Annotated in this window: 11 protein-coding genes and 3 pseudogenes; 7 read left to right on the forward strand and 7 right to left on the reverse strand. The window is 58.3% G+C overall.

What is annotated here, in order from left to right; all coding sequences use genetic code 11:
- Window positions 1-190: 190 nt before the first annotated feature.
- From IVB26_RS39935 to IVB26_RS39955, 5 genes and pseudogenes are all read right to left on the reverse strand, one after another.
- Window positions 191-394 (reverse strand): hypothetical protein, encoded by a 204-nt coding sequence (locus IVB26_RS39935; protein WP_346732907.1) that lies wholly within the window; start codon window positions 392-394, stop codon window positions 191-193.
- A 58-nt stretch (window positions 395-452) separates the two neighbouring features.
- Window positions 453-731: pseudogene (locus IVB26_RS39940) on the reverse strand (hypothetical protein); the annotation flags it as partial.
- 292 nt (window positions 732-1,023) lie between these two features.
- Entirely contained in the window at window positions 1,024-1,314 is a 291-nt protein-coding gene (locus tag IVB26_RS39945; RefSeq protein WP_247973868.1) for a hypothetical protein, read from the reverse strand.
- Between the two features lie 51 nt (window positions 1,315-1,365).
- Window positions 1,366-1,527, reverse strand: coding sequence for a DUF1488 family protein (locus IVB26_RS39950; protein WP_247973869.1), 162 nt, complete (start codon window positions 1,525-1,527; stop codon window positions 1,366-1,368).
- A 331-nt stretch (window positions 1,528-1,858) separates the two neighbouring features.
- Window positions 1,859-2,722 (reverse strand): transglutaminase family protein, encoded by an 864-nt coding sequence (locus IVB26_RS39955; RefSeq protein WP_247973870.1) that lies wholly within the window; start codon window positions 2,720-2,722, stop codon window positions 1,859-1,861.
- 184 nt (window positions 2,723-2,906) lie between these two features.
- On the opposite strand from IVB26_RS39955, the pseudogene IVB26_RS39960 reads away from it, so the two are divergent.
- Window positions 2,907-3,297, forward strand: a pseudogene (locus IVB26_RS39960) (alpha/beta fold hydrolase); the annotation flags it as partial.
- A 148-nt stretch (window positions 3,298-3,445) separates the two neighbouring features.
- On the opposite strand, the gene IVB26_RS39965 reads toward IVB26_RS39960, so the two are convergent.
- Entirely contained in the window at window positions 3,446-3,742 is a 297-nt protein-coding gene (locus tag IVB26_RS39965; RefSeq protein ID WP_247973871.1) for a hypothetical protein, read from the reverse strand.
- Window positions 3,742-3,999 (reverse strand): hypothetical protein, encoded by a 258-nt coding sequence (locus IVB26_RS39970; protein WP_247973872.1) that lies wholly within the window; start codon window positions 3,997-3,999, stop codon window positions 3,742-3,744. The genes IVB26_RS39965 and IVB26_RS39970 overlap by 1 nt, the downstream gene beginning before the upstream one ends.
- 348 nt (window positions 4,000-4,347) lie before the next feature.
- Between IVB26_RS39970 and IVB26_RS39975 the strand changes: the two genes are divergently transcribed.
- From IVB26_RS39975 to IVB26_RS40000, 6 genes and pseudogenes are all read left to right on the forward strand, one after another.
- Complete coding sequence (locus IVB26_RS39975) at window positions 4,348-4,626, forward strand: hypothetical protein (RefSeq protein ID WP_247973873.1); 279 nt, start codon at window positions 4,348-4,350, stop codon at window positions 4,624-4,626.
- A gap of 809 nt (window positions 4,627-5,435) precedes the next feature.
- Window positions 5,436-5,933 carry a hypothetical protein gene (locus IVB26_RS39980; RefSeq protein ID WP_247973874.1) on the forward strand — a complete coding sequence of 166 codons (498 nt, stop codon included), beginning with the start codon at window positions 5,436-5,438 and terminating at the stop codon, window positions 5,931-5,933.
- A 3,258-nt stretch (window positions 5,934-9,191) separates the two neighbouring features.
- Window positions 9,192-9,644 (forward strand): annotated as a pseudogene (locus IVB26_RS39985) (transposase); the annotation flags it as partial.
- A gap of 465 nt (window positions 9,645-10,109) precedes the next feature.
- Complete coding sequence (locus tag IVB26_RS39990; protein WP_247973875.1) at window positions 10,110-10,385, forward strand: DUF6894 family protein; 276 nt, start codon at window positions 10,110-10,112, stop codon at window positions 10,383-10,385.
- 250 nt (window positions 10,386-10,635) lie between these two features.
- Complete coding sequence (locus IVB26_RS39995) at window positions 10,636-10,824, forward strand: hypothetical protein (RefSeq protein WP_247973876.1); 189 nt, start codon at window positions 10,636-10,638, stop codon at window positions 10,822-10,824.
- A 423-nt stretch (window positions 10,825-11,247) separates the two neighbouring features.
- Entirely contained in the window at window positions 11,248-11,346 is a 99-nt protein-coding gene (locus tag IVB26_RS40000; RefSeq protein WP_247973877.1) for a hypothetical protein, read from the forward strand.
- Window positions 11,347-11,938 lie beyond the last annotated feature (592 nt).

The following is an 11,938-nucleotide window of genomic DNA, read 5'->3' on the forward strand; positions in this document are numbered from 1 at the left end:
CTTACGGCGTCGGCTTGGCTTTGGAAGGCGCGCGCTAGGGCCTGCAATTGTTCGGACACCTCGGCATCTGCGGCTGCCTTTGCGGCGCGCGCGGCTTTTTCAGCTTGCTTGCGCAACTGTTTGATTTCCTTCGCCATGGATCAGTCCCGTGCGCCCCCGGGTCGCTTGGACGTGTGTTAACCTCCACATGTTATATTATCTCGCCGCCGTTGAGGAGCCGCACGTAAGCGCCGCTCTCGTGCAGCTCAAGCCAGCCGCGCTCGACCGCCATCTTGATGCCTGCTCCGAACTCCGGGCCGCTGCCGCCGTGTTGGTACATGAACAGCCCGTTGATCTTTTCGATATGGATGCGGCCGTCTTGGACGGGGTCGATGGTGGCGGCGAGCTGAACCAACTGACGCTGCGGTCTCAGGATCTGCATAGGGTCGTTGGGCCGTGAATCTTGTCATGCTCTACCGCTCTTCGGTGGGGTGCACCCATTTATAGGGCGTGATCTGCCTTGTCTCGGTTAGCTTGATCATGCGAGCGGGCGGCGCGTACCGAGGCGTCCGGCAGGATCGACATTTCAGGGAAGCTTCCAACTTCCAGAGCGGCGTGTCTCGAGGTCGGCGGACAGCGTCAAGCGGAAGGCTGGCGCGGGTCTTACAGCGGGCGCACTCGACCTCCAGCCAGTTAAGGCCGCCGTTGAGGCACTGGCCGATGGTCGGGGATGGCTGAGCAAGGCCGCCGTAGCGAAGGCCCGATTGGCTGCGCGATCGTTAGAGTATCGGTCCGACTAGCTACTTAGGCGGCTTCATCACCTTGGGCCCGCTTTCTGGCTCGACGGCGAAGCTTGATACGCCTCGAGTAATCAGCTTCTTTCGTTGGACGGGAAACGGCGCCCGGAGGTGTCGGTGCCTGGTTTGAACCTTTGGATCAATGCGGCATGACTCCGCGTCGGCGGAGGCAGCGAAGTTCTCGCTTCTCATCGCACATTAACGGGAGATACTTCGATACTGGACGCACATCGGAACGTCGGTGAGCTCATTGGACTGGCGTTTTCGGCCGCACGTTGAGCCGTGCGAGCTCTCGGCGCTCGTCATCCGACAATTGCCAATCCTCGCATTGATTGTAGAGCTGCTTAAAAGCGTCGTGCAGCTTGCTTCGGGCGACCTTTACCATCTCAGTGTCGTCAAATTCGCGCGAGTTGAGGAAGATCGGTAAGGTAAAACTGGTTTGATCGCGGTCAAATCGAAACGTCAAACCCATATCCTCACCTCGCTCATTAGGCGAAATCATCTCAATGCGTGCGAGTGTGATTTTGAATTTGCCCATCCATTCAACTCCTGGAATCGCGGGCCAAAAGCGACTTGGGTTTATTGTTCATCAGACGCCTTTTGAGAATTGACTGGCGACAAGATCGTAAGAGCCCCTGCTGCCGCGCACATAAACCTTTGCGGCTGTAGCGCAGATCGCATCGCGATTGCGATCAAACGCATTCAGGAAGTCAGCTTCGTCGTGACAGGCGCCAGGCTGAAGTCGTTTCAAGGCGTCTTCCTCAATGAAGAATGATGCCTCAATCGCACTGTCTGAGCCCCCAGAAAATGCACTGCGCGTCTCGTCCGGTCATATGAGCGGCTTTGATTTGGAAACTTGATCATACGGCAGTCCAATCCAGATTAGCAGGCGTCTAGTCGTGCGATGTTCGAAGAGGCAGCTGCGCGTCTGCTGTCACTTTCCCCTCACGCTCTCAGGGGGGCGGCAGAGCGAACCTTGCTGCAGCGCAATGGCTTCCGCGGCGATCCACCCGACGACATGAGCGTACACTCAGCTACTCTGATTCAATTGGCTTTCGACAAAGAAGTTGCTCGGTCGTGAGCTATGAGGTGACCAGAACCTCAACTGACATACCAGCGAAGGCATTTGTACTGCCGATGTAGCTGCCCGACACCGGCGCTATCTGGCGGATATCGCGAGCTACCGCGATGGGAACCAAATTAAAGCCGCCTAAACTGCGGTTTGTTGGGTCAAACGTGATCCAGCCCGCTCCCGGTACGAAGATTTCGGCCCACGCATGCGTTGATCCTGTTCCGCCGGAGCCGGCACTTTGCTGGACCGGGTTGTAAAGATAGCCGGAAACGATCCTCGCTCCGAAACCCAACGCGCGGGCCGCTTCGGTGAACAACACCGCCAGATCTCGGCATGAACCCCAGCCACGACTCAAGGTCTCCAGGGGCATTTGGGTCCCTTCTTCGTCACGGCTCTGATATCGAGCCGCTTGCGAAACCCCGACGCTTAGGTCCTTGAGCAGCGCCAATGTGTCAGTCTCCCTTCCGCGAACAAACATTTGTGCCCAGTTTCGCAAGGTCCCTTCCGAGTCCGCGAATTGCGGAGTGGCCAAAGCGCCAAGATCGACCCAATCATGATTGGAATAGAGGAAGGGGTAAGATGTTGCCGAGACTGAGATGTCGAAAATAGGCCATTCAACCGAGGCGAGCTGAAGCTTTGCAGCGCTGCAGATCACCAAAGTGCTGGCCTTCATGGCAAACGTTGCTGTTGTAACTGCATTCCCGAACACGTCGCTGGCCCATGTCAAGACTGCATCAGGCGTCGCCGCAATTCGGCTGGATAGCAATCGAACATCACGGCTTTCGCGCGGACGCAGCATAAGGCGATGAGGAAGAAGGCTTACCGGCTCATGGAAGCGATAAGTCGTCGTATGCTGAATGTTCAAGGTGATCAACGGCAACTCCCGCCGGCGGCCGCGCCGGCTCATCGACGGCCCATTGCGGCGAAGGATGAAATGCCAGATCACAGGCTAGAGTGAGGAACGAAGTGGGGGCCTGTCGGTTCACTTCACCTGCAACATTTCTCAATGCCTGAGGCATCGTGCAGGACCCAGCGAGGTACTGCAATGACCTCCCCGCATGCTCGTTGCCAGGTTACTGTCCAACTGTCTCGTCGCCTTCCGGCGACACCCTGCACTTACCACAGTTGCTGGTGCCGCTACCGGCGCCGCGCTCGTCAATCGACAGCTTGCGAAGAAGGCGCAGCGCGATAATCCTCCACAAGGGCGGTCTATCGAGGTCAACGGCGTCCAACTGCACTATGTTGAACGCGGCAGTGGTCGGCCTCTCGTTCTCTTCCATGGCAACGGATCCAGGATTTCCGGTCGAGTGGCCTGATTGATCGCGCGGCTGAAAATTACCGGGTGATCGTGTTCGACCGGCCTGGCTTCGGACATAGCCACCCCCCCGGAACGTCGTTTGGAATCCGGAAGCACAAGCAGATTTGTTCAAGGTTGTGCTGTGCGAAGTGCTCGCGAGCCGGCTCGAGGCAGTGCATCGCAGAGGTCGATGTCACGCAAGGAATCTCGGCGTCGTCACGCATCGAGAACCGGACGATCATCTGGACATACTCTGACAAAGCGGCCACTGGTCAATGTCATCGCCACTCCTTATTCGCCTCAGCCCTCCTCGCCGAGCCGGAGGAAATCGTCGAATACCGCTGCCACCAGCGCGCGGTGCCGCGTGTCCTCGTGGGGGAGGCCCGCGATATAGAGATTGAGCAGATAGCGCGCCTTCACCGCGGCCTCCGGCCACGAGGTGGCGGGCACCGTCATCAGGCGATTTTCGAGATCGGACTCGCGCTCACGCAGCTCCCTGACATTGTTCTCGACCTCGGCCAGCGCGCGGCGCAGGTCGGTTGCCTTCTGCGCGGCCATGCCGCGGTGCTGATCGAGCTCGACCGGGATGTCGGTCATCAGCGGTTCACGTCGGCGCGTTGAGCGTCCGCAAGGTCCACCGAACCGATCGAGCGCACCTCCGTCGCGCCCTGCACGGCTTCGGACGGCACCGTGATCATGGTGGCGACACGGCGCCAGACCGCGAACGAGAGTCCATCGATCATCTCCTCGTCGGTGACGACCTCATAGCCGCCAGCCGGCAACTCGCGCGCGATGCCGCGGATGTGGAACGGATGCTTGAATGTGACGGTTTCCCGCCTCGAACGGATGGTCACGCGCGCCTACTTTCTTGTGAGAGCGGCCCCACCGACACCGGCGATCACGACCATGCGCTTTATGCGCGCTAATAGCCAGCACTATCGCGCCATCGGGGTGCGCGGCGTTTTAGTCCTCGCTAATGGCGTGATGCAGGCGTAGCGTCGCATCCATCACCGCATCTTCCACTACGGCTTCTACCGGTGACTGAGGGTCACGTGCGCTCACGCCGAGAAACCAGTCATTGAAGCACGACCATGTCGTTGTCGCGCAGGAGCATGCGATGTCGCGTTTTCGCGCCTCGGAATGGATCGTTCCGCCAATCGTCGCTCCGCTGTTGCTGTTCGCTTGTGCGGCGGCGCTCTTCCATGGCTAGGGCAACACGCATTCCCTATCTGGTCAGTGCAACCAACGAATATGGCTGCGCCAATCTCGGCCGCGGCACCGCCGGCCTTGCTCTGCGGCTGGCGCGAAAATTTCTGCGCGACGGCTTCATGGACGTGAAGGTCTGCACGCCGCGCGGCCGCGTGCTGCAATCGGATGAACTGGACGAACTCAAACCTTCAGATGAGACCGACGACATGGCCAAGGGACAGCAGCGCGGCAATAGCGAGACCAAGAAGCAAAGAAGGACAAGGCTAAGGTGATCGCCGCCGCGCCGAGCCGCAAGGAAGCCGGATTTCGGGCCGGCCGAGTTGAAATAGCGGAACGCCGCCTCGACCGGACCAATGCGAATCGGCTCTCTCAGCCGAGCGCCTCTGACGTCGTCTCCTGGCCCTTAGCCGCCTCGGACTCGTTTTCCGACAATGGACATAGGTTCGGATTTAACGTAGTGGACCGCTTCGATCCAGTTGGGTTTCGAGATGCAGCCGGTCGCCATCATTGATCTGACTTGAGCCGCTGTGTGTCGAGCGACCAAACTCGAGAGCTTCAAGGCAAGCGAGCACTGGCCGGCGTTTCTCGCCCAGCGCCAGCGAGTCTGCCAAGCACAGATGCCGGAATGAGCGCACGAGATGTTGAATACCGCTATATGGCGGACGAGCGCCAGCAACCAGGATAGCTATCTTTTTTTGTTACTTGAGGCATCCACCAAACCAAGCGGCGGCCCCATTGGCCCATCTGAAATCGGCTCTCGCCTCTCCAAAGTGCATGAACGTTGGGCATATGCGAGAGGGCCTGGGTGAGCCTCACGATAAGTTTCCCCAAACGGGAGCTATTCACTAGGTGCTCGAACGAAAAGGGCGTACCCTTTAGTTGGTCGGGCGGATTGCTCGAGAGCTGCCTCAAGAGCGACGACACATCGGCGTTTCCGCTTCCAACAATGGCGGCCCAGTGCCGCCGGTAGGCACACATCATTCTGAAATTAATATTCGAACAGCATCAAGATGCACTCCGGCAGCCTGCGAAAATGCGCATTGCGGTTGTCTTTAGCTCTTTGTCGTTTGGAGAGAAGCACTTGGCGAAGTACGCTTACGTCACCCGCACGACGTGGCTCGGCCGTTCCGGGGTCATCAAGGTGGCGCACATCTTTGAAAGATGTGGACTTGCCATGGTGGGCGGCGCGGGCGGCCTTTACGTGGCCATCGGACTGATGCGCATGCAAACCGCGTTGTTTCAGAACGAATGGATGGTCCTGTTGATGATGCTTTACGGGGCCTTTGGTTTCTATCTGGGCATCGATCTGCCTAACCGTGTTGCGCACAGAGCAAGATTCCAACGGCCGGAAGAATGGAGCTTCGGTGCCGACGCGGCGGCGCTCGCCAGCGCGGCCGGCACTTTCTTTGCTGCGCTCGCTCTTTTTCTGTCCGTCAGCATGATTGTCCTCGATGAGACCGTGCACGATGGATTCAGAGTTCTGGTGGGATGCTGTTGGGCGATTGGCACGTCGCTTCAAATTGCTGCCGGTGCGATAGGCCGCAGCACCCTCGGAGGACCTAGGCATGAGTCAAGATAAATCCATGTCGCTTTGGACGCCCGAGAAGTTAAGCAGAAAAGCCAAGGAAGACGCTGAGAACGACAACTACAATCCACCACATTCATGGTGGCCCGGCCGATACAGCGTAGGTACCGAAGCCCGCGACAGGTACGATCGAGCTTTTAATCTCCATCACAGCGATGAGGACGAGTACTAGCCACCTCAGGCGGGCTCTTCCATTTCAGCCGACGCTGGTTTTGCATCGGATTTGCTCGGACTCGGCCATTGCGAAGTGCTTGGTGCCTGTTGGGCGCCTCAACCGGCAACGAACGGCGATCGCCATATCGGCTTACTGAGGGCGAACGGACGTCTGATGATGGATGTGCTCACCGCAGCTTTTGACCCCTACCGCACATTCGGCGCGACGTTTTCCTGCGCCCGCAGCCCGCGCCCGGTGGCCGCTCCTTCAAGTAGGAACTGAAAGCACCGGCAGCCATTAGCCAGTGTCATCCTCTATTATCGGTGACCGAGAGCCGTATGCTCCCGCCTCAACCTGAGCGGGTGAGCCGATGTGCGAAACGTGCACAGAGCTAGACGAGATAATCTCGCATTACCGGCGACTCGCGGCCTTCCCCTTCGATCCGCTCACCGCAGAGCGTATTACCGGCGTGGTCGCCGACTTGCAGCAGAAACGGAACGCAATGCACCCCACCGTTCTGCCCTCGTCGGAGTTAGGGCGCTGACAGCCATTTCGTCGCATTGGTGTGCGCATTTTTCGATATCGCTGCGCGCTGTTGTAGCCTAGGGTATTACCCATCACCGCCCCGATCAGTGGCATCTATCGGTGACTGAGAGCGTTGCGCTCCCGCCTCTAACTGAAAGTGGGCGGTCAGATGTCCGATCCTGTCAAATTCGATATTCGTGATTGGCTCGTACCACCATTATTGGTGCCGATATTTCTTTTACTTCTGATCGCGGCCGCGGCCGTTCTATAGCGGTAGGTCCCCTCAACCGCGGCCGGGTGATCGAGCCAAGACTCCGGCCAGACAGGAGTCGGAAATGGCAAACACAGCGATCATCAGGGACGCCTATGGAGCCCCGGCAATTTTTGTTGGTTCGAAAACAGGACGGGACGATGCGCCCTTTGTTTTCGTCAGGGTCGGAGACGAGGAGCGCCGGATGCGTTGGTCCGAATGGGATGCTCTTCCGGCCTGGACCGGCGAGCGTCCCTCTTGGGCAGGTAAGTAGGAATGAGAGGTTCAGCATGACGCCGGCCTAACAGGTTCATGGACGGCGGCGCTTTTCCTGGCCTCGGCACTTGGCGTCCCTACGCCAGCCGCTTTCGCCGCGGAGCCGAACTGCCGTGCGGTCGAAAGCACCAGCGCGCGCCTCTCCTGTTACGACGCGGCGTTTCCTCCAAAAACGAGGAAGCCAGCCGAGACCGTTATCGACTCATCGTCAGGCGACAAGGACCCATTCCTTGACGAAGAAGCCAGAACCGCCGCAAAGCTAAAGAATATTTGCCGCGGTCGCTGAGTTCGCCGACGCGTGGGCGTGTCGTGCGCTCCAATTCAGAGGCCCAATTAAAATGACGAAAGAGGATGCTAGAGGTCGCCGGGTGGTCCGCCAACGAAGGCGAGCCCTTCATTTAGCGGGGAGGCATTAGACGACAGGGCGGACAGCTCCGCGAGTTCCAAGGAGCACCAGATGCGAAAGCAGCGCCTGCTCGAGGGCGGTCCGTGTCGATCGTTCAGTGAAGACTTCAAGCGATGCTGAGTGACGGGAATTTGAGGCTGCTTACGGGTCGATTCGATGCAGAGTAATGATGGCGCATGGAACATCAGGGAAATGAATACACGGTAGTCCAGACGATCAATCCGTCGGGCTGGAAATGGTCGTTTGAGCGAGATGGTCGGTCCCCCAGAACCGGAATCGCCTTCAATCGAGCGCAGGCTATCAGCGCAGCTCAACGTGCGATCAGCCAATTGCTCAGAGATCAGCAGCACCAATAGACACGCTCGGTTTGCAGCCCGCCTGGAGCTGAATTTAGTCCTCGGTACGTTGCCTCTCGGTGCCGATGTGGCACGGTGCAAGTGCGGATCACAAAAGATCGGCGGCAGGGCGGAGAACTGCAAGAGAGTTGCTCCCAGCCAGCACCGCATTACAGACCAGTCAGCTAGCGACTGACGCTCGGCAATTTCGCACCTGCCAGGAACCGAAACAAAGCGCTCGCTATTCGGCAGATAAAGGCGCACTGTCCCACTACCATCGAGCGGCCCTTAGCATTTATCGGTGGTGTGAACGCAAGTTGCGCTCCCGCTCAACCCCGCAGCGGAGCGTCAAACATGCCGGCTCAACGGCCCCCAGACAATCATTGACATTCGAATACCGCCTCGCGCAAGAGGCGATCAATCTCCGCCTTCAGGCCAAGGGGATGCCCGTTGGCGTCCGCCGTACGGAGCTTCTGCGAAAAGCCAGGCAGATCGATGTTGCCGGAGAACTGAACAAGTGGTTGACCTCGCCGGGACTACAGCCGCCATCTTGAATTTAGGCCTCGTTCTTGTCCGCGTGATGAACTTCAGCACGCCACGTGGAGACCAACCTTTATCGGGATTTTACTCTCACCTTCCCGGGGCTGGTAACCGCCGCCTGCGCTTTATTTAAGCGGGCGGCGTTTTTGCTTGAGATGGAAAGCCGTCGGACGCGACGTCTAGCAGCAGATCGTGATTTCCATGTGGCTTTCCAGGAACGCCGCTCGAAGAGCGGCTTTAAGCATAATCATCTTTCGAATCTTGGGCTACTATCGGTGACTGAGAGCTAGTTGCTCCCGCCTCCAAGCCGCGGGATGCACATGTGCAACAAGTGCGACCAGACAGACAACAAGATTGAACAGCTCCGCGGGTTGATATCACCGGGAATGGACGCGTTTAGCCTAGCGATGATCCGATGCGCCATCCAATTGCTAGATGCTGATAAGGCGGCCTTTAAGTGCCACGGGAGCGCGCACAATTAGGTGCGCCCTCAGTTCGCAATCTTGGCCGATGTCGCCTCTTGGCCCAATGCTGACCCGTCCGATCGCGCAGGAAGTGTCCGCTTTCAAGGCGACAACAGACAGCCGCTGACTTGGTAGCGCTCGTCCGCCTGTGACCCTGGCTGTGTGAAAACGCCGCTGCTTTGCTATGATTTCCTCGTGATTCAGCGGGGGACGCTGATGAGGCGCTTCGCTAAGCAGGCGGATCGTGGGCAACGAACGCTATTACCATGCCTCGATGATTTCATTGACGAGAGCAACCCTGTTCGCGTGGCCGCTTCGGCAAGCAGGACTTTGCCTATTTGCCGGGGGAAGACGCCTATCGCTGTCCGGCTGGGGAGCAACTGCCGTATCGCTTTACGAACGAGGAAGATGGCAAGCGGATAAAGCGCTACTGGACCATGGCCTGTCAAAAATGTTCACTCAAATCGCAATGCACGACAGGGCCGGAGCGACGGATTCCACGATGGGAGCATGAGCATCTGCTCGAAGCTGTGCAGCAACGCCTTGATGCAAGCGCACAAGCCATGCGCGTGCGTCGCGAGACGGTCGAGCATCCGTTCGGCACCATGAAGGCCCGCATGGGACCGACACATTTCCTCACCAAAACGCTTCCAAAAGTAGCCGCCGAGATGGCTCTTTCGGTCCTGGCCTATAACCTGACACGGGCCATAAACATCGTCGGGACCAAGCCGTTGATGGCCGCGATCGCGGCCTGAGACCAAACCGTCCTGGCTTCTCACCACCCTCCCGGGGAAGGCGTTTTTACACGACCAAGACCCTTAGCTGACTTTGAGGCTCCCACGTTGCACTTCCTTGAAGGGAGTCGACCAAGCGCCCTGAGACGCGGAGCGGACTTGTAACGTGACGGACACGCTACCGGCGGTTAGCTTTGCTGTATGAGCGAGACCGAAAGCGACCTTCTCAAACGAGCCGATGACGCCATTGCCGAGAGCCGCAGGCTTGGTCGGCAGAACCGCTCATGCATCGTAGAGACCCAATGGTGGCTCCAGCGCCTCCATTGGACGATGGAACAGTCCGCCCGACCTCAGAAGCCGAAACAACCTTGAAGGGGCGTGGAAGGACGCGGGTTAGGCGACTGCTCATTTTGAGTAAGTAAAGCTAAACGCTCGGCGCCGGCTCGCTCGGATAGGAACGCCCCAACCAAGACAGTATTGGCCCACATGCGCTTCTACTTCGACTATCAGGACTCGGCCGGCTCCATCCTTGACGACCAGGGCGAAGAGCTTCCGAACTTAGGCGCCGCGCGGGACGCGGCGATGAGATATTTGGCCGAGGGGATACGAGATTACAGTTCTTCAAGCCTAACCGAGAAGCTGTCCGTCCACGTAAGAACGAAAGAAGCCCCGATCATGACGGTGTCGGCGACGGTCGAAGTGGTCGCGCAGTACCGATCGGGAGAAGCAGAAGCCTTTCTTAAAGAAAGTGACGGCCTTTAGCGTAGGTTAGTGCGCTGCTCTGGCACGCCTGGTAAATTGAGCGGTCATGGCAGATGACCTTCGCCAGCTCGAGAGAATCGCGCGTGAGCAAGCCGCGCAAACAACCGAACCTCGGACAAAAGTTGCCCTTCAAGAAATCGCGGAGGAGTACCGGACCAGAGCAGAATGGCTCGAACTTAACGCGCCAGCCCCCAAGCATTGAAAGCGGGAGCATCTCGGCTCTCGATCACCAATTGAGGACACGAGCCCTATGGAACTGGAGACGGCGATGGGAAGCGGGACTGGACCTTTTCCGACGACTGAGCTGAAGATCGTGGAGCGCTATAAGCGAGCCGCGCGTGAGCAAATGGACGGCCCCAAGCTCCTCCAGTTGCTCAAAGAAATCGAGGACGAGATAAGAAGACGGACCGCTGTGGTCTTTAAGGTCCTGCAATCCTGAAGGGACTCGACGCCAAGTTTTGGAGCGTTCTAAAATGTCTGTCCGGACGGGGCACAGACCAGAGCGCAAGGTGCAAGAATACAAAGCATATATCGTCGACAAAGACGGTCACATTACTGGCCGGATTGACCTCGTTTGTGAAGATGAGGACAGCGCCCGCCAGCGGGCCCAGCAGCTTGTTGACGGTCACGCCGTCGAGTTATGGCGGGGCAAAGAGAAGATAGAGCGGTTCGAGCCACCACCGCGCGCCCAACCCTGAAGCCGCATTCGCTGTCTTTGTCGTCTACGGACTACTTTGGGCTTTCGCTGGCGGTGGGCTCGGGTGGCACGATCTGGCGACGCTTTCGACGTGGGGGATGACCTTGGATTCAGCGAGCTGAGCACCGCGACACGCAAGCTCTTCATGCAAAGTTAGACGAACTGTTGAGAGTCAACGGGGATGCGAAGAACTCACTCATGACCCTCGACGACAAGGACGCCGAGGAAGTCGAGCAAGATCGGGCGGCTCTGCTCCGTTCCTGATGGGACAAGCCCAACATATGCAGGCCAGAAAATTTTGCAGCATGAGGTAGAGTACCGCCGGGAGGCACTACAATCACCCTCCGTCGCCTGAAGAACTTTGCAGTCCTTCTTTGTCGAGTGGTGGCGACTTGCTTTTCAGGTTGGTCTCCAGCTCCAGCTCAACCTCATCCATGACGCGCCTATTCGTCTCGGACGGCTTCTCTGGCATTGGGCTCGGCGGCGACTTGGTCATGCCGCACAATCGAGCGATGGGGCAGGGGTTCCAAAAACATCCAGTTAGCTTTGGCGATTGGATCAAATAGGACAGTACCCGACCTGCGTCCCGGGCTCCGAGAACTAGGCGATGGCCGCTTTGGGTCAAAATGCGAAGAACTCAGGTTGAGCAAATCTAGGTCGCGTACTCATAAAATCATGAATGCAGCGGGCATGTTTGATGGCCGCTTGTCACCCAACAGCGGCACAAAAGCGGACATTGTGGGAGGATCGCGAAGGGCCAACGACGGAAGTAGCCCTCTCACTTGATCACCCCGTCGGCGAGCGCGAGATGCGTCGGTGGGATAGTGACGGTGAGCGTCGTTCGGGACTCCTCACG

It is taken from the genome of Bradyrhizobium sp. 195 (genome assembly GCF_023101665.1).
Lineage (GTDB): Bacteria > Pseudomonadota > Alphaproteobacteria > Rhizobiales > Xanthobacteraceae > Bradyrhizobium.